Source organism: Alcanivorax xiamenensis, assembly GCF_009846745.1.
Taxonomy (GTDB): domain Bacteria; phylum Pseudomonadota; class Gammaproteobacteria; order Pseudomonadales; family Alcanivoracaceae; genus Alloalcanivorax; species Alloalcanivorax xiamenensis.
Genome location: NZ_AQPF01000066.1, coordinates 1 through 15,463 on the forward strand (window position 1 = coordinate 1; position 15,463 = coordinate 15,463).

Below are 15,463 nucleotides of genomic sequence, written 5' to 3' on the forward strand. Positions count from 1 at the left end.
GCCTGGCGGGGCCTATTATGGAGATGGGCGGGGCGGTTGCAAAATTTCCTCAAAGATCAGCGCCGGCGCATCAAACTTTCCGGGGCCCTCATAAAATCCCCACACTTTTCCGTATACTCCCGGCCATGGCAAAAAAAGCGAAGAGAGCGGCTCCCCGCCGCCGTAAGAAGAAAGGATCAGTGGGCGTTTCCTCGCCAAGGTCCTGGCGGTGGGGCTGGTGGCGATGGCCGCTGGCCTGATCTATCTGGACGCTCTGGTGCAGGAACGGTTCGACAGCCATGTCTGGCAGCTGCCGGCGCGGGTCTATGCCCGGCCGGTGGAGCTGTATCCCGGACGGGTTCTGTCGCGGGCGGACATGCTCAAAATGCTGGAGCTGATGCGTTACCGGCAGGCGCCGGGCGCGCCCACGGCCGGTAGTTATTCGGTGAACGGCAATCAGCTGATCATTCATACCCGGGGGTTCCGCGACAGCGACGGTGGCGAACCGTCCCAGCGCCTTAATCTTCGTCTTGGCGGTGGTGAGATCGCATCGTTGCGGGCCGGGCAGGGCGGCTCTCTGGCGCGGCTGGAGCCAATGCAGATTGGCAGCATCCATCCGGGGCACAGCGAGGACCGGGTCTATGTGCCGCTGGACCGGGTGCCGCCGCTGATGGTCAAGATGTTGCTGGCCACCGAGGATCAGGATTTCCACGAGCATCACGGGGTGTCCCTGCGCGGCCTGGCCCGGGCCATGCTGGCCAATATCAAAGCCGGCCGTCTGGTGCAGGGTGGCAGCACGCTGACCCAGCAGCTGGTGAAGAATTTCTGGCTCACGCAGGATCGGACCCTGCTGCGTAAACTGGTGGAACTGCCAATGGCGGTGCTGCTGGAACTGCACTACAGCAAGGAGCAGATTCTCGAGGCCTATATCAACGAGGTGTACCTTGGCCAGGACGGATCCCGTTCCATCCATGGCATGGGGCTGGGTGCGCAGTTCTATTTCGGTCGTCCCCTGGAAGAACTGGAGCCCCATCAACTGGCGACCCTGGTGGGGTTGCTCAAGGGGCCCAGCTGGTACGATCCGCGCCGCCGTCCGGAGCGTTCGCTGAAGCGTCGCAACACGGTGTTGCAGGTGGCTCGTCAGCAGGGCGCGCTGAGCGAGGAAGAACTGCACCGCTTCAGCAAACGGGGACTGGAAGTGGTGCCACGAGGCGAGTCGCCGCTTTACGCGTTCCCCGCGTTCATCGATCTGGTGCGGCGCCAGCTTGCCCGCGACTATCCGCCGGAAGTGCTTGGCGTCGATGGTCTGCGTATTCACTCCACGCTGGACGTGCTGGCGCAACTGGCGGCGGAAAAGGCGCTGCGCGATCATCTGGAAAGCAAGGATCCCGGTGGCAAGAACCATCTCAATGGCGCGGTGGTGGTGGTGGCGCCGACCCAGGGGGATGTATTGGCGGTGGTCAGCAATCGCCGCTCCCGGGAACATGGTTTCAACAGGGCGCTGGACGCGGTGCGGCCGATCGGTTCGCTGGTGAAGCCAGCGGTGGTGCTGGCGGCGCTGGAGCAACCGAAAAAATACAGTCTGGCCACCATCGTCAACGATGAGCCGCTGTCGGTGCCGCTGCGCAACAATGACCCCTGGCAGCCAAAGAACTTTGACAACAAATCCCTGGGCCCCATGCCGATACATGACGTTCTGGTGCGTTCGCGCAACCAGGCGCTGGCGCGACTCGGCATGGATGTGGGCCTGAACAAGGTGGCGGACACGCTGAAGACCTTGGGGGTACAGCGGGATATCCCTCTCTATCCGAGTATTCTGTTGGGCAGCTTGGGGCTGACGCCGTTCGAGGTGGCGATGATGTATCAGCCGCTGGCCACTGGTGGTTTCGCCACGCCGTTGCGTTCGATCACCGATGTGCTCGATAAGGATGGCCAGCCGATCGCGCGTTACCCGATCACCACCGAGGAGGTGCTACCGCCGGAGCCGGTGTTCGTGTTGCAGCAGGCGATGCAGGATGTGGTCGACCAGGGCACCGGCCGTGGCGTGCGTGCCAAGCTGCCGGCTTCGGTGAAGGTGGCCGGCAAGACCGGCACCAGCGATAATTTCCGCGATGCCTGGTTCGCCGGTTTCTCCGCCAATCATCTGGCGGTGGTGTGGGTCGGTCGGGATGACAATAGCCCTGCCGGAGTCAGCGGTTCCTCTGGCGCGGTGCCGGTATGGGCGCAAATGATGGCTTCGCTGCCGCAACGCAGCCTCTCGCAGAAGCCCCCGGCCGGAGTGGAGTGGGTTTGGATGGATCCGTCCGGTACCCTGGTCAGCGGTGAGGGCTGTGATGGCGCCCGCCGTTACCCGATGCTGCCCGCATCGATTCCCGAGGAGGCCGACCGTTGCGGGTCTCGTGACGGCGACAACAAGAAAGGGGTATTGCAATGGTTCAAGGGCTGGTTCGACTGACGTTGCTGGCCGCCATGCTGGCCGGTTGCGCGACGACACCCACGACGGGCACGGGAGGCGATTATGGCTCTTCTTCGTCCTCATCCTCGTCGTCGTCATCGACGCCTTCCGGTGAGCCCGGGCGGGAACCGGTGGATGCCCGGGCCGACCTGCAAGGGTCGCCGGCGCTGGCGCTGCTTGATCGCGCCGAGGGGGCTCGCAACCAGGGCAATATGTCCGCGGCCGGACGTTACCTGGAGCGGGCGCTGAACATGGAACCTGACTCATCCTGGGTGTATCGGCAACTGGCCAGGTTGCGTCTGGAAGAAGGCGACGCCCATTCCGCCGAAGGGTTGGCCCTGAGAGCCTTGCGGCTGGCGCCCTACAATCCGGGGTATCAGGCGGAGTTGTGGGAACTGGTGGCCACCGCCCGCGAGCGGCAGGGGGACAAGGACGGCGCTCGCGAGGCCAGGAAGCGGGCTCAGGAATTGCGCCGGGGTACCGCATGACACCGGCGGTCAAGGCCGCCGAGAAAGCCGGCGTGGCCTTTCGCACACACAGCTACCAAGCCGATCCACAGGCCCCCAGCTATGGGTTGGAAGCGGCGGACGCTCTGGGCCTGCCGGTTGAACAGGTCTTCAAGACACTGCTGGCAATGGTGGACGAGCGGCCTCAGGTGGCCATGGTGCCGGTGCACAAGCAGCTGGATCTGAAAGCTCTGGCCAAAGCCGCTGGCGGTAAGAAAGCGTCCATGGCGGATGCCGCCGTGGCGCAGCGGCTTACCGGCTATGTGCTCGGGGGTATCAGCCCGCTGGGGCAGAAAAAGCGGCTGCCGCTATGGCTCGACGACAGCGCCGAAAGCCAAAGTGTTTTGTATATGAGCGGCGGCCGGCGCGGCTTGGAAATTGAAATGGCGCCGGCGGACCTGCTGGCACTGACCGGCGGCCGTCTGGCGCTGCTGGCCCGCTAACACACCGTTTGCCGCTACAGCGCCGCGAACGCTTCGCGGGCGGCGTTGATGGTGGCGTCGATGTCTTCATCGCTGTGGGCGATGCAGACGAAACCGGCCTCAAAGGCGCTGGGCGCCAGATAGATACCGCGGTCCAGCATGGCATGGAAAAAGCGTTGGAAGCGTTCCGTGTCGCAGGCCATCACTTCCGAGAAACGGCTGATCCGGGTCTGTTCGGTAAAGAACAGACCGAACATGCCGCCCACCTGATTGGTGGTGAAGCCTATCCCGCATTCCCGCGCCGCCATCGATAACCCCTCGGTGAGGCGCCGGGCTCTGGCTTCCAGGGCGTCATGGAAACCGGGCTCGCGCAAAGCCCGCAGGGTGGCCAGGCCGGCGGCCATCGCCACCGGATTTCCTGACAGGGTGCCAGCCTGATAGACCGGCCCCAGTGGCGCCAGGCTTTCCATGACCTCTCGCCGGCCGCCGAGAGCGCCCACCGGCATGCCGCCGCCGATGATCTTGCCCAGGGTGGTGAGGTCCGGGGTGATGCCGTAAAGGGCCTGGGCGCCGCCCAGAGCGACGCGGAAGCCGGTCATTACCTCGTCGAAGATCAGCAGCGCACCGTGTTCGCTGCACTGGGCCCGCAAGGCATCGAGGAAGCTCTGGGTGGGCGGTACGCAGTTCATGTTGCCGGCCACCGGCTCGACGATCACCGCGGCGATGTCGCCACCCTGCTTGGCGAACACTTCCGCCACGGCGGCGGCGTCGTTATAGGGCAGTACCAGGGTGTCGGCGGTGACCGCCGCCGGCACGCCGGGGGAGCTGGGTGTGCCCAGAGTCAGGGCACCGGAGCCGGCTTGTACCAGCAAGCTGTCCACATGGCCGTGGTAGCACCCTTCGAATTTTATGATCTTGTCCCGGCCGGTATGACCACGAGCCAGGCGGATGGCGGACATGGTGGCTTCGGTGCCGGAGTTGACCATGCGCACCATGTCCATGGAGGGCACCATCTCGCAGACCAGATCGGCCATCTCCACTTCGGCCTCGGTGGGGGCGCCGAAGCTCAGCCCGCGAGCCACCGCCTGTTGCACCGCTTCGCGCACCGCCGGGGCGTTGTGGCCCAGTATCATGGGGCCCCAGGAGCCAACGTAGTCGACATAGCGGTTGTCGTCCTCGTCGAACAGGTATGCACCCTCCGCCCGCTCGAAGAACACCGGGGTGCCGCCGACACCGTTGAAGGCGCGGACCGGCGAGTTGACGCCACCGGGAATGTGCTTCTGGGCACGGCGGAACAGCTGCTCGGATTGCGTGCGACTCATGGGGACTCCTTGCGAAACGGATCCGGGCCCGGCTCGTGGGGGAGCGGGACAGAGGATCATGAGGGTGGCATCCGCCACCGGGGATTGATGGGCATTATGCGTATTCCGGAAACCGGTCGCCACCTCCGAAGAGCCTGTTTCGGGTCAGCGAACGGGGAACAACCGGGAGAGCTGGCGCGCCCGGACTTCGATCTCATCGCAGTCGGCGGTGGCGAACAGGCCGTGAATCAGAGCAACCATATCGGCGCCAGCGTCGATCAGCGGTTGGGCGTTGTCCGCGGTGATGCCGCCGATGGCAACCAGCGGTTGAGTAAAGCGGTCACGGGCTTGCCGCAGGGTATCCAGCGTCACCGGCGGTGCCTTGGGCTTGGTGTGGGACGGATAGAAGCGCCCCAGCGCCAGATAATCCGCGCCCTCGGCGGCGCCTTTGGCGGCCAGTGCCAGATCGCCGTGGCAGGAGACGCCGATGATTTTGTCGGCGCCAAGCAAGGCGCGGGCGGCGGGTACGGCACCGTCACTTTGTCCCATATGTACGCCGTCGGCATTGACCGCCTGGGCCAGAGCCGGGTCATCATTGACGATGAACAGTGCGTCGTATTGGTGGCACAGTTCCGCCAGGCGGCCGGCCCGCTCCAGTCGTTGCATGGCGCTGGCGGGTTTGTCGCGGTACTGCAGCAGCCGGGCGCCGCCGCGCAGAGCGGCCCGGGCCGCGGGCAGCAGGCGCTGGTCCGGGATCAGCATCGGGTCGGTGATGGCGTAGAGGCCGTGCAAGCGGGATGTCATGGCGTCCTCCGGTCCGGAACGTGCTGGCCCTGGCCCGGCCGCCAGGCGGCGCGCAGATATTGATCCACATGAGCCTGTCCCTCCGCCACCGCTTGTTCCAGTGGCATGCCCTGGCCGCGCAGGCAGGCAATGGAGGACGCCAGGGTGCAGCCGGAACCATGGTAAACATGGGGCAGGCGCCGCCAGTGCCAGCTTTGTGTCTCGCCGCTGTCCAGGAACAGATGATTGCTGACCTGATCGGTATCGTCATGGGTGCCGGTGATCAGCACCGCTTTGGCGCCACTCCGGCACAGGCGCTGGCCGCAACGGGCCGCGCTTTGCCCCCCCGCCGGGTCAGGCTCGCCGTCCTCCCCGGCCAGCAGCCGGGCCTCGGGCAGGTTGGGGGTGAGCAGTTCGCACAACGGCGCCAACTCGCTGATCATGGCGTCGCCAAGTGATTCCCTGGTCAGGCTGCCGCCGCTTTCCGCCGCCAGGACCGGGTCCAGAATCACCGGCACACCGGGCAAACGTGCCAGCAGGCGGGCGATGAAGTGGACCGTGGCCAAGGATCCGGTCATGCCGATCTTCACCGCCTGGAAGTCGTAATCGGCGAGCAGGGCGTCCGCCTGACGCTCCAACAGATCAATATCCGTCAGTTGGAAACCCAGCACGTGCTGGCTGTTCTGCACGGTCAGGGCGGTGATCAGAGTGCTGGTCAGCCCGCCCAGATCATGGATTGCCTCGATATCGGCGTGAATGCCGGCGCCGCCGGATGGGTCGTGTCCGGCGATAACAAGAATATTGGGTTTCATGGTGTCGTCGTCGAAAGCCGAAGGGCGAAAAGTGGCACGTCGCGCGGGGCGCGGACGTGATAAGGCTAGCGTCGGGCGTTCAAGCAATGGCGTCAAGGGCCGTGATCAGAACGGTTTCACCACCACCAGAATCACGATGCCGATCAGCAGCAGTACCGGTACTTCGTTGAACACACGAAAGAACCGATGGCTTTTGGTATTGGCGTCGGCGGCGAACCGTTTCAGATGCGCCAGACACATATGATGGTAGCCGATCAACAGCACCACCAGGGCCAGCTTGGCGTGCATCCAGCCCTGGGTTTTGTACAGGTCCCAATGGCTGATCAGCATCCACAGGCCCAGCACCACGGTGACGATCATGCTCGGGTTCATGATGCCCCGGTAAAGCTTGCGCTCCATGATCTTGAAACGCTCGCGACTGACCTGATCCTCGGCCATGGCGTGATACACGAACAGGCGTGGAAGGTAAAAAATACCAGCGAACCAGCATATAACCGCAATCAAATGAAAGGCTTTCAGCCACAAAAACATGGGGCGGGGCTCCTTGTAGCGGAAGCAGCCCAGTGGCTGTACCGGGCTTCCGGGCGTACACTATAACGGCTTTTTAATGGAGCCTGCTCATGATCTTTACGCCACCGCGCCGGTGCTCCCTTCTCACCTGGTGGACAGTGTCGTCAGGTCGTGATTCCGATTGTGCGGTGTAGTCAATCTACATAAACAGGCGTAATCGCGGGCTGGCGGCAAAATACCCGGAGGGCACAAGGGGCGCCCGTCCCTTCGGGTTGCGCTGGAAAAGGCGCCATGCTGCGTTACGGACTTTGATTTTGGAACCACCAGAGCCTGCAGTCCCCACGCCTTGCCTGGCGCCTTTTCCAGCAGCAACGCGGTGGTGTAAAGATCATGAGCAGGCTCCCAATAATCACGTCCGGGTTGGCGGAGGGCTGGCCGGGGTGTGCTTTTCTGCTCGGGGAGTCTAGTGAAGAGAAGACCGCGTTCCGGCCGGCTGTTACGTTATTACTTCTTTCGCACGCGGCGCCTTACGCGCAGGCAATTGGGCACCATTCAGGACTGGAAGCTGCGCGCCGTGTTCTGGATCGGTGCTCTGCTGGTGGGGTTGCTGGTGGTGGGGTTCGCCTGGGCGGTGGAACTGGCTGCGGAAACCTTCAATCGCATTCACGCTTATTCGCCTTACATTCCTGTCGCCATGACCCCGCTGGGGATGATGGTGATCATCTGGCTGATGCGCCGCATGGGGCCGGAAGCCCAAGGTAGCGGGATTCCTCAGGTATTGGTGGTGCTCAAGCAACGCTACCATTGGTTGCGCCCCACCTTCCTGTCGCTGCGGGTGATCGCGCTGAAGTTCGTTCTCACCGTGCTCGGGGTGCTGTGTGGCGCCAGCATCGGCCGCGAAGGCCCGAGTGTGCAAATCGGCGCCGCGATGATGTATTCGGTGGGCCAGGTGGGGCGGCTGCAACAAAAATACGTGGATAACGCTCTGATCGTCGCCGGCGGCGCGGCCGGGGTATCGGCGGCGTTCAACGCTCCGTTGGCCGGGATCGTGTTCGCCATTGAGGAGCTGTCCGGCTCCTTCGAGCAGCGCACCAGCGGTACCCTGATTCTGGCCATCATTCTCTCGGGGGTGGTGGTGCTGATGATCAACGGCCATTACAGCTACTTTGGCCATCCCCAGGGCGATCTGGAACTGACCGCCAACTGGCTGGCCATTGGCGTGGTGGCGCTGATTTGCGGCTTGCTGGGCGGTTTGTTCAGTCGTTTGCTGATCAGCGGCAGTCGCTGGCTGACACCGCACGCCGTCAGACATCCGTATCGGGTAGTATTCCTCTGCGGCGTGGTGTTGGTGGCTCTGGGGCTGCTTACCGGAGGCGCCACCTATGGCAGCGGGTACGAAGAGGCGCGCAGCCTGCTGGATGGGGAGCATATTGGCGACTGGTCCTTCCCGCTGGCGAAAATGGGCGCGACTCTGGTGTCCTATTTCACCGGGCTCCCCGGAGGCTTGTTCTCGCCCAGCCTGGCGGCTGGCGCCGGCATTGGCAGCGCCGTGAGCGGCTGGTTCCCGGAGGCCTCGGTGGTCGGCATTACCGTGGTGGCGATGGCGGCGTTTCTGGCCGGCGTGATTCAGCGGCCAATCACTTCCTTTGTGATTGTTATGGAACTGACCGGTAACCGACATGATCTGCTGTTGTCTCTGATGGTGGGCGCGTTTTTGTCCGCCGCGGTGTCGAAGCTGGTATGGTCGCGTCCATTATACGATTCCCTGGCGGAACGCATGGCCAACGGTGCGGGGATGGCGGCGGAGGGGAGGCGTCCCGCGAGTGAGGACAAGGCGGTCTGAGGGCCTGTTCAGGCTCTATTCGCCGACGCGCCGGAGGTTCCTGTTTACCCGGTAGTACCCGGGGTAGCGTGTCGTTGGGTCGCGATCCCGACTGTACGCAGTTCTCATTCCGCATGGGCTGGCGGCAACAGATCTTAAACAGACTCTGAGTTGCCGGGCCGGATGGCCCTGCCTATTATTTTCCCGTTCCGGTGGCCTGAACGGTCAGGAGCTCGGGGGAATTATCTATTTTGGAGCATTCTATGGCCTTGGCCGAAACGGCAAACAAGCACGGGGCACGCATCGCTAATGGCGATAGCGGGTTGTGGTCCTGATGGCGAAGTGGGGCGTGAAGAACCGATTGGACGATGTGGTGCTGGTACCGGTCAGCCCCTCCACCCAGCGGCGGCGGCGTTTGCTGGCGGGCCTGGCGGTATCGTTACTGTGCCTGGTGTGTCTGGTGGGTGGCGGCGCTTTGGTCTGGTGGTACGGTGTGCCGGGGCTGTCGGTGATCGCCGGCGACACTCGCGAAGGCGAGGATGACGGTCCCGCCCGGCGCTCTTTGCACCAGGTCAAACAGGAGTTGGATCAGGCCCGGAAGGAACTGGCGGTGTACCGTACCGAAGCTCAGGTGGGGGAGCAGGCGCGGGAGCAATTGCGCCAGGAGATCCGGGGCTTGCGGGATCAGCAGGCGGAATTGGAACAGGCGGTCTCGTTCTACAAGAATGTGATGTCCCCCAGCGATGAAGATCACGGGTTGGTGGTGCAAAAACTGGAACTGAGCCCCGCGGAGGGTGAGCGGCGGGTGCGTTATCGCCTGGTGCTGGTACAGACCGGGGAAAACCGTGATGCTTTGTCCGGCCGCGTCAGTTTCACCCTGCGCGGCAGCCGCGAAGGCGAAGCGTTCACCGCCGATGCGGCTGATTACCTGGAAGAGCACAGCGAGGACAGGTTTCAGTTCCGGTATTTCCAGGAGCTTTCGGGTATCGTAACGGTGCCCGCGGAACTGCAGGTGTCATCTCTGGAGGTGACCGCCACGGCATCCGGGCGAAGGACCGCGCAGTCGGAACAGCGACTGCCTTGGTAAGGTTCCTGGGGGAGTGGGACGTGTTCCGATGCGCCCCGGCAAAACGATAATCATCAGGAGACAACGGTGTTGGGTCGAGACAAGAAAGGCAATAGTCAAGGCTTTCGCGACCACACCCTGATCGCCGCTAGTGCCCGCATCTTGGGGGATGTGGAATTCACCGGTGGCCTGCATATTCAGGGGGAAGTGGAAGGGAATATTCGTGCCGGTGATGACGGCGGACAACTGATCATCGGGGAGACCGGAGTGGTGCGTGGCGAGATACAGGTGCCACGGGTCACCATCAATGGCAGGGTGGAGGGCGACGTCAGCGCCGCCGAGCATCTGGAACTGGCCAGCAAGGCGTCGGTGGACGGCAACGTCTACTACATCATGCTGGAAATGGTGATGGGAGCCCGGGTTAACGGTAAGCTGGTGCGTATGGACGAGGAACGGCGGAATCTGCCGGCTCCCGGGCAAAAAGCCGGAAAGCAGGTCGAGGCGGATCCGGCGGAAACCGTCTGAGCCATCGGGCCTGTCGCGGTCTGACGCGTGTCGAGTGGCGAGATTCCTGGCGAGAGCGCAGTCGCTGTCAGCGATGGAGCGGACTGGTGGTTTCCGTGTTGGCCCTCGGGTGTATTGATCCGGGGGCGTCGGAACGATTCCGGTGTGACGGGTGACGAAGGGGGGGGGGGGGCTTGCTATTCTTGACTAAAACACTCAGGTATTGGACCATGCTCGCCCTGGATATGAAGTGATCATGATGAGCGAATCCGCACCTATTACCCTGACCGAACGCGCGGCTCAGAAAGTCCAGGAGCTGCGTGATGACGAAGGCAATCCCAATCTGAAGCTGCGGGTGTACATCACTGGCGGCGGTTGTGCGGGATTCTCCTACGGTTTTACTTTCGATGAGCAGGTTAACGACGACGACACCTCGGTGGACCGGGAGGGCGTGACCCTGCTGGTGGACGCCATGAGTATCCAGTATCTGGATGGCTCCGAGGTGGACTATGAGCAGGGGCTGATGGGTTCCCGGTTCGTGGTCAATAATCCCAATGCGGCCACCACTTGCGGTTGCGGTTCGTCCTTCTCTGTGTAAATCTCCCAAGGGCAATCGCCGTGCGAGACACTCTTGGCGGATCGTCATAAAACCGTCACCAAACAGTCAAATCATTGTCTCCACGGGCATGGATGCTGGAGGCATGATGATTCAGCGACCCAGTTTCCAACGTATGACCGCCGCCGACGTGCGTGCCATGTGCTGGTTGTCCAAACAGCCCCGGGCCGCCCGTTGGGCGAAGGTGGCGCGCCTGGTTTCCCGTCTTGGCGATGGGCCCCTGTATGTGGTGCTGGTGGCTCTGGTCTGGACTTTGCTGGATGGCATCGGCACGGTGTTCGCTCAGGCGGCGGCGATTGCCTACGTCATTGAGGTGCCGGCGTTCATGCTGCTGAAGAATCTGATTCGCCGCCCACGTCCGGCGGACAGCGTGGAAGCCCTTAACGCCTTCATCAAACCGGCGGACCGATTCAGCTTCCCGTCGGGGCACACTGCTGCGGCTTCCGTGATGGCCACCCTGATTTGTGTCTTCTTTCCGGCACTGGCGCCCATGGCCGTGTTGTTCGCTCTCATGGTGGGTGCTTCACGTGTACTGCTGGGCGTGCACTATCCGACGGATATCCTCGCTGGCGCCACTCTGGGCGTCTCGTCCACGCTGAGTGCGCTGTGGATTCTCGGGAGCGTGTAATCAGGGGAGTGTGAGCTGGCCAAGCACCGCGGCCCGGCTGGCTCCGGTAACGGACGGTGCATTTCCCGTTTCCCCTTCGATTCTGGCCCAGGCCAGCCAGGCAAAGGCGCTGGCCTCCACCCAGTCCGGATGCAGACCAAAACCCTCGGTGGAACGTACTGGAATTCCAAGCAGCGTGGAAAGGCGGGCCAGTAAATGCTGGTTGTGAGCGCCCCCTCCGCAGACCAGCAGCTGTTGCGGCGCGAAATCCTCGACGGCGTCGGCGATGCTGCGGGCGGTCAGCTCCGCCAGGGTGCTTTGGACCTGCTGAGCGTTGGCGTCCGCCGGCAAATGCCGCCGCAGCCAGTCCTCGTTGAAATGCTCACGGCCGGTGCTTTTGGGCGGAGGTAGCTGAAAATAAGGGTCGGCCAGCAGGGCGCTCAGTAGATCCGGCAGGAGGGTGCCGCCGGCCGCCCAGGCGCCGGATTGATCATAGGGTTCGCCCTGGTGCTGTTGCACCCAGAGGTCCATCAGAACATTGCCGGGGCCGGTGTCGAAGCCGCCAATCAATTCCCCTCCATCCAGCAGGGAGACGTTGGCCATGCCGCCGATGTTGACCACCGCGACCCGTGGCGCCACCGCCCCGAACAGCTGCTGATGGAAGCGGGGAACCAAGGGGGCTCCCTGGCCGCCGAGCACCATGTCTTTATTGCGGAAATTGCTCACCACCGGGATGCCGGTGTGGACGGCGAGGGTGTCCGGGCAACCGAGCTGAACGCTGAAACCCGGATCGCCGGGGCGATGGCGGACTGTCTGGCCATGACAGCCGACGGCGTGGATTTGATCAGGTTGGTGACCGGACCGGGCCAGCAAGGCCCGCGTGGCGTGAGCATAGGCATCGCCGAGCCGCCGATGAAGGCGGCCGGCTTGATCGATCTCATCCGGGCCACCGCGACACAGCCTCAGGATGTCGTCACGCAAGGTGTCGGGTAAGGGGAAGCCCTGGTGGGTGAGGAGTTGGAAATCCCGCTTGCCGATGCGGGCCAGCACAGCGTCGATGCCATCGACGCTGGTGCCGGTCATCAAACCGATGTAGAGCCCGTCACCGGACATCGCTGCGTGCCAGGGTGGCGGCGCCGGCGAACAGGGTCATCTGCGAGTTGATTCGACGCACCTGGGTCAGGTACTGCTCCTTGTTCCCCGGGCTGACGCCCTGTGCCTTGGGCAGAGGGACGGTTTGCGGGTTGCGATGCGTGCCGTCAATGCGGAACTCATAGTGCAGGTGCGGGCCGGTGGCGAGGCCGGACGAACCCACATAGCCGATGGTCTGGCCCTGGTTGACCCGTGTGCCCACGCGAATGCCCTTGGCGAAGCCCCGCATATGGGCGTACAGAGTGGTGTAACGACGGCCGTGCTGAAGGATGACCACATTGCCATAGCCGCCTTTCACACCGGCGAAGATCACCTTGCCTTTGCCCGCGGCCTTGATTGGCGTGCCGGAAGGGGCGGCGTAGTCGGTGCCCTTGTGCGCGCGGATGGTGTTCAGTACCGGGTGACGACGCCCCGGGTTAAAGCCGGAGCTGATGCGGGAAAACGCCACCGGGGTGCGAATGAAGGCCTTGCGCATGGAGTTACCCTCGGCGTCCAGGTACGCCATGGCGCCGTCTTCATCCTCATACTGATAAGCCGTGAGGTGGCGGCCCCGGTTCCAGAACTCGGCGGCCAGAATGTCGCCTTCGCCCACTTTCTCGCCGTCCAGGTACAGCTCCTCGAAGAGCACGCGGAAGCGATCTCCAGGGCGAATGTCGAGAACGAAATCCACATCCCAGCCGAAGATGTTGGCCAGTTGCATGGTCAGATTGTCGCTCATGCCGGCGGCCTGGCCGGCCAGGAACAGAGAGCTGTTGATGGTGGCATCGGCGAAGCGGACGCGGCGCTGGTACTCGCGCTGCTCGCTGCTGGCTTGCCAGCTACCGTCCCCGGTAAGGGTGGCGGTAATGGTCTGAATCCTGGAGGGCTTGTATTTCAGAGCCTGCAGTTCGCCCTGGTCGTTGAGCAGAACCTCGAAGGTCTGGCCGGGGCGGATATTCTTGAGGTCTCGCAGGCGCTGGTCGCCGGTCACCAACCGATGAACCTGAGTGGCGGTGACGCCGCGGTCCTGCAGCAGGCGGCCCAGGGTGTCCCCCGAGGCCACGGTGATGGTTTCCCATTGAGGGGCAGGCTCGGCGGGCGTCGGTTCGGAGGCGAGTTCACTGGCCGGTGTGGCGCTGGGGGTTGCCGCCGGGCCCGGCTCGGCGGCGGTTGGCGGATTGCCAGCGGCTTCGAGGTTCAAATTCAGGGTCTGGGGGCGTTCGGGTCGACTCTCTCCGGATTCCGGTAACAGGGTCACAAGGGTGACGATTAGAACAAGGCTTCCGGAGAGCAAAAGGTGGGTGCGGGGAAAGTGGCGCACCGATCGACCGAGGGCGGATATATGTTTTCTCATGCTGTAAGTAGCGCTCTGAGTTTGTGCCGCCTGAGGCGATGAAAAAAATATTGCAGCAAAGATACCTGTCTTTATATGTCTTTTACAACTATTCCAAGGTGCTACAATGCCGCGTTTCAAACAGACTGGTGTTATTGGAGCACCAGCTAGTGGCGCCGGTTCCCTGACTTTCGGGCGGGAAAAGAGGCGCGAATATGGAAAGGCAGAGGCAATCGATGACTGATGTGGATCAACAACTGGCGCTGATTCGCCGGGGCGCGGATGAGATTATTCAGGAAGACGAGCTGCGGGCTCGTCTGGAAAGCGGGCGCCCACTTCGCATCAAAGCCGGCTTTGATCCCACTGCTCCGGATCTGCACCTGGGTCATACCGTTCTGATCAATAAACTCCGCCATTTCCAGGATCTGGGGCACCAGGTGATCTTCCTGATCGGTGATTTCACCGGAATGATCGGGGATCCCTCCGGAAAAAGTGTCACCCGGCCGCCGCTCAGCCGTGAGGACGTGCTGCGCAATGCGGAGACGTACAAGGAGCAGGTGTTCAAGATTCTGGACCCGGACAAGACCGAGGTGGCGTTCAACTCCTCCTGGATGAGTGAGCTGGATGCCGCCGACATGATCCGCCTGGCCAGTCAGTACACGGTGGCGCGGATGCTTGAGCGGGACGATTTTGATAAGCGCTACCGTGGTAACCAGCCGATTGCCATCCATGAATTCCTCTATCCGTTGGTGCAGGGATATGACTCCGTGGCGTTGCGGGCTGATGTCGAGCTGGGTGGGACCGACCAGAAGTTCAATCTTCTGATGGGGCGCACGCTGCAGAAAGGGCATGGCCAGCCGCCACAGATCTGCCTGACCATGCCGCTGTTGGAGGGGCTGGACGGGGTGCAGAAGATGTCCAAGTCCCTGGGTAACTATGTTGGCGTTACCGACGCGCCCGGGGATATGTACCGCAAATTGCTGTCTCTGCCGGACGCTCTGACCTGGCGCTACTACGAGCTGCTCAGTGCCGTGTCCAATGAAGAACTGGTCCGTTTGAAGGCGGAGGCCGGGCGTCTGGGGAGTCCCCAGGAGGCTAAAAAGGCGTTTGCCCTGGAGATGGTGACCCGTTTTCATGGTGAGGAAGCGGCGCGGACGGCGCCATCCTCCGCGGGTAACCTTACTGCCCTGGGGGATATTCCGGAAAACGTGCCGGAGGTCGAGGTGGCTTTGGGCGATGAGGATGAGGTGCACATCGTGCCGTTGCTTCGTCTTGCCGGGCTGGCCCAGAATGGCAAAGCGGCCAAGGACGTGTTCGGGCGTGGCGCGGTTTATGTGGATGGCCAGCAGCTGACCTTGGAGCGCAGTTTCAAGCGCGGCGAAAGTGCCGTGATTCAAGCCGGTAAGAAGAAGATCGCCCGGGTCACGATCACGTGATTCCGGGGGCGGAAAGCCCGGGTTTGGCTGAAAAGTAGGCGATCGAAAGTTTTTTTCAGGAAAGTTCAAAAAAAGGTTTGACAGGAAAGGCGCGATCCGTAGAATGCGCACTCCTCGACGGGGCAACAACGCAGACGCGGCCCCGCAGTTCTTTAACAATCAGGCAAGCAAACGTGTGGG

15 protein-coding genes are annotated in these 15,463 nt (G+C 62.8%); 9 read left to right on the forward strand and 6 right to left on the reverse strand.

Annotation, left to right across the window (positions count from 1 at the left end):
- Positions 1-223 precede the first annotated feature (223 nt).
- The 3 genes from mrcB to ybaK are packed head-to-tail and all read left to right on the forward strand — an operon-like array spanning position 224 to position 3,383.
- Positions 224-2,434 (forward strand): penicillin-binding protein 1B, encoded by a 2,211-nt coding sequence (mrcB, locus tag A6D6_RS20135; protein ID WP_159661703.1) that lies wholly within the window; start codon positions 224-226, stop codon positions 2,432-2,434.
- The gene (locus A6D6_RS20140) at positions 2,410-2,922 is read left to right on the forward strand and encodes a tetratricopeptide repeat protein (RefSeq protein WP_133493579.1); all 513 of its coding nucleotides are present in this window, start codon (positions 2,410-2,412) and stop codon (positions 2,920-2,922) included. The genes mrcB and A6D6_RS20140 overlap by 25 nt, the downstream gene beginning before the upstream one ends.
- Entirely contained in the window at positions 2,919-3,383 is a 465-nt protein-coding gene (gene ybaK / locus A6D6_RS20145) for a Cys-tRNA(Pro) deacylase (protein ID WP_133493578.1), read from the forward strand. Before A6D6_RS20140 ends, ybaK begins: the two co-directional genes overlap by 4 nt.
- 14 nt (positions 3,384-3,397) lie before the next feature.
- Here ybaK and hemL read toward each other — a convergent pair whose 3' ends face one another.
- From hemL to hemJ, 4 genes are all read right to left on the reverse strand, one after another.
- A complete protein-coding gene (hemL, locus tag A6D6_RS20150; RefSeq protein WP_159661700.1) occupies positions 3,398-4,684 on the reverse strand; it encodes a glutamate-1-semialdehyde 2,1-aminomutase in 1,287 nt (428 codons plus the stop codon).
- Between the two features lie 144 nt (positions 4,685-4,828).
- Positions 4,829-5,467, reverse strand: coding sequence for a thiamine phosphate synthase (thiE, locus tag A6D6_RS20155; protein WP_159661701.1), 639 nt, complete (start codon positions 5,465-5,467; stop codon positions 4,829-4,831).
- Positions 5,464-6,258 carry a bifunctional hydroxymethylpyrimidine kinase/phosphomethylpyrimidine kinase gene (thiD, locus tag A6D6_RS20160; protein ID WP_166643114.1) on the reverse strand — a complete coding sequence of 265 codons (795 nt, stop codon included), beginning with the start codon at positions 6,256-6,258 and terminating at the stop codon, positions 5,464-5,466. The genes thiE and thiD overlap by 4 nt, the downstream gene beginning before the upstream one ends.
- A 105-nt stretch (positions 6,259-6,363) precedes the next feature.
- Positions 6,364-6,789 (reverse strand): protoporphyrinogen oxidase HemJ, encoded by a 426-nt coding sequence (gene hemJ, locus A6D6_RS20165; protein ID WP_133493575.1) that lies wholly within the window; start codon positions 6,787-6,789, stop codon positions 6,364-6,366.
- A 445-nt stretch (positions 6,790-7,234) separates the two neighbouring features.
- Between hemJ and A6D6_RS20170 the strand changes: the two genes are divergently transcribed.
- From A6D6_RS20170 to A6D6_RS20190, 5 genes are all read left to right on the forward strand, one after another.
- Positions 7,235-8,611 (forward strand): chloride channel protein, encoded by a 1,377-nt coding sequence (locus tag A6D6_RS20170; RefSeq protein ID WP_133493574.1) that lies wholly within the window; start codon positions 7,235-7,237, stop codon positions 8,609-8,611.
- 328 nt (positions 8,612-8,939) lie between these two features.
- The gene (locus A6D6_RS20175) at positions 8,940-9,677 is read left to right on the forward strand and encodes a DUF6776 family protein (RefSeq protein ID WP_133493573.1); all 738 of its coding nucleotides are present in this window, start codon (positions 8,940-8,942) and stop codon (positions 9,675-9,677) included.
- Positions 9,678-9,743: 66 nt separating this feature from the next.
- Positions 9,744-10,181: a bactofilin family protein gene (locus A6D6_RS20180; RefSeq protein ID WP_133493572.1), complete on the forward strand. Its 438-nt coding sequence runs from the start codon at positions 9,744-9,746 to the stop codon at positions 10,179-10,181.
- Positions 10,182-10,419: 238 nt separating this feature from the next.
- Complete coding sequence (erpA, locus tag A6D6_RS20185) at positions 10,420-10,758, forward strand: iron-sulfur cluster insertion protein ErpA (RefSeq protein ID WP_236564191.1); 339 nt, start codon at positions 10,420-10,422, stop codon at positions 10,756-10,758.
- 103 nt (positions 10,759-10,861) lie between these two features.
- A complete protein-coding gene (locus A6D6_RS20190; protein WP_236564190.1) occupies positions 10,862-11,404 on the forward strand; it encodes a phosphatase PAP2 family protein in 543 nt (180 codons plus the stop codon).
- Here A6D6_RS20190 and A6D6_RS20195 read toward each other — a convergent pair whose 3' ends face one another.
- On the reverse strand, positions 11,405-12,496 hold the full coding sequence (locus tag A6D6_RS20195; protein ID WP_133493570.1) for an anhydro-N-acetylmuramic acid kinase: 1,092 nt from the start codon (positions 12,494-12,496) through the stop codon (positions 11,405-11,407).
- The gene (locus tag A6D6_RS20200) at positions 12,486-13,772 is read right to left on the reverse strand and encodes a peptidoglycan DD-metalloendopeptidase family protein (RefSeq protein ID WP_370450654.1); all 1,287 of its coding nucleotides are present in this window, start codon (positions 13,770-13,772) and stop codon (positions 12,486-12,488) included. Before A6D6_RS20200 ends, A6D6_RS20195 begins: the two co-directional genes overlap by 11 nt.
- A gap of 311 nt (positions 13,773-14,083) precedes the next feature.
- Here A6D6_RS20200 and tyrS point away from each other — a divergent pair, with 311 nt between their 5' ends.
- On the forward strand, positions 14,084-15,283 hold the full coding sequence (gene tyrS / locus A6D6_RS20205) for a tyrosine--tRNA ligase (RefSeq protein WP_159661702.1): 1,200 nt from the start codon (positions 14,084-14,086) through the stop codon (positions 15,281-15,283).
- Positions 15,284-15,463: the final 180 nt, after the last annotated feature.

Coding starts and splice junctions, on each gene's coding strand:
- tyrS (WP_159661702.1), top strand. CDS start 14,084: ATGACTGATGTGGATCAACAACTGGCGCTGATTCGCCGGGGCGCGGAT.
- ybaK (WP_133493578.1), top strand. CDS start 2,919: ATGACACCGGCGGTCAAGGCCGCCGAGAAAGCCGGCGTGGCCTTTCGC.
- thiE (WP_159661701.1), bottom strand. CDS start 5,467: ATGACATCCCGCTTGCACGGCCTCTACGCCATCACCGACCCGATGCTG.
- thiD (WP_166643114.1), bottom strand. CDS start 6,258: ATGAAACCCAATATTCTTGTTATCGCCGGACACGACCCATCCGGCGGC.
- erpA (WP_236564191.1), top strand. CDS start 10,420: ATGAGCGAATCCGCACCTATTACCCTGACCGAACGCGCGGCTCAGAAA.
- A6D6_RS20190 (WP_236564190.1), top strand. CDS start 10,862: ATGATGATTCAGCGACCCAGTTTCCAACGTATGACCGCCGCCGACGTG.
- hemJ (WP_133493575.1), bottom strand. CDS start 6,789: ATGTTTTTGTGGCTGAAAGCCTTTCATTTGATTGCGGTTATATGCTGG.
- A6D6_RS20195 (WP_133493570.1), bottom strand. CDS start 12,496: ATGTCCGGTGACGGGCTCTACATCGGTTTGATGACCGGCACCAGCGTC.
- mrcB (WP_159661703.1), top strand. CDS start 224: ATGGCCGCTGGCCTGATCTATCTGGACGCTCTGGTGCAGGAACGGTTC.
- hemL (WP_159661700.1), bottom strand. CDS start 4,684: ATGAGTCGCACGCAATCCGAGCAGCTGTTCCGCCGTGCCCAGAAGCAC.
- A6D6_RS20140 (WP_133493579.1), top strand. CDS start 2,410: ATGGTTCAAGGGCTGGTTCGACTGACGTTGCTGGCCGCCATGCTGGCC.